This is a genomic window from Colwellia sp. E2M01 (genome assembly GCF_018860585.1).
Taxonomy (GTDB): Bacteria; Pseudomonadota; Gammaproteobacteria; order Enterobacterales; family Alteromonadaceae; genus Colwellia.
The window spans coordinates 1-1,217 of the sequence record NZ_JAHKPR010000012.1; the positions used below are offsets into that span (position 1 = coordinate 1).

Below are 1,217 nucleotides of genomic sequence, written 5' to 3' on the forward strand. Positions count from 1 at the left end.
TAACAAGTGACTATGGTGTCAACTCCTAATTATTAACTTAATTTAGGATCCCAGTAGACACCATCTCTCACCATCGAATTAAGTGTAATAACGAGCTTTCTAATACACGCAATTATCGCTACTTTTTTCGGTTTTCCTGCTGCTAACAATTGTTCATATTTCGCTTTAAATGTTGGGTTACATTGAATCGCTGACATCATTGCCATGTACATCGCCGTTCTTATTTGAGAGCGGCCACCTCGTATCATCCGATTACCTTTATAAGAGCCACTTTCTCGATTGAAAGGCGCAACGCCCACTAATGATGAAGCCTCTTTATTGTTGATATAGCCAAGCTCCGGCATTTCACTAATCAAGTTAAATGCCACTACTTTCCCTACACCAGGAACACTTTGGATGATGTCATTTTTAATTTTATATTCGTCACGACTGTCGATGAGTTTTTGTAATTTATTGTCTATTTTTTCTAATTGATTTTTCATCACTGTTAACATTGGTTTAATGGATGAGGTAATTTCTTTCGGCATTATTTGAAGACGATTTTTCTCCATGGTTTGCATTTCCATCAATTGACGACGACGTGATAACAAATCACTCATAAGCCTTATATCTTCTGGCTTTAATTGAGATAAGCTAGGTTTCATAACCTCTGCATAATAGGCAATTAACTGTGCATCCAACTTATCTGTTTTAGCTTGTTGATTGATAGCTCCAGCAAACTTTTTAATCCTCACTGGATTGGCAATAACAAAAGGTAAGTTGGCTTTTGCACAAGCCATGATAAAGGGTTGCTCTAGACGTCCCGTCGCTTCAATAACGATACGTGTGACCTTGTGTTTTTTGATGGTTTTAATGGCTTCTTTGATACCTGCTTCGTCATTAGTTACAACGAAATATATATCTAAAGGGCGTATGTAAATATCGAGTTGATTTTTACCTGTATCGACACCGACGTTAATTTCATTTTGATTAATTTGTGCATTCATAATAAGCTACCTCTGCCTTGCTATTCGGGCTCGAGGCCCAGTTGACTATCCGAGTTTAGTGCTTGGAGTTTTATACGGCGTTCAATCTTGTTATCGGTCTCTCAATAGAGGAGCCATTGCTCAATCGAACTACCGTATAAAAAGGCTTTGGTTGCAGCCAAAGCTTGGGCCTCACTTTACCTAAACTTAGTTTTAAAAAGAATAAAAAGATGGGTTTATTATCCATACAAG

1 protein-coding gene is annotated in these 1,217 nt (G+C 37.6%); it reads right to left on the reverse strand.

All coding sequences use genetic code 11. From position 1 onward, the window contains the following. Positions 1–32: 32 nt before the first annotated feature. Positions 33–986 carry an IS110 family transposase gene (locus tag KO502_RS02090; protein WP_216020907.1) on the reverse strand — a complete coding sequence of 318 codons (954 nt, stop codon included), beginning with the start codon at positions 984–986 and terminating at the stop codon, positions 33–35. Between the last annotated feature and the right edge of the window lie 231 nt (positions 987–1,217).

Excerpts from the sequence above, each read along its gene's own strand:
- KO502_RS02090 (WP_216020907.1), bottom strand. The coding sequence starts at position 986 with ATGAATGCACAAATTAATCAAAATGAAATTAACGTCGGTGTCGATACA.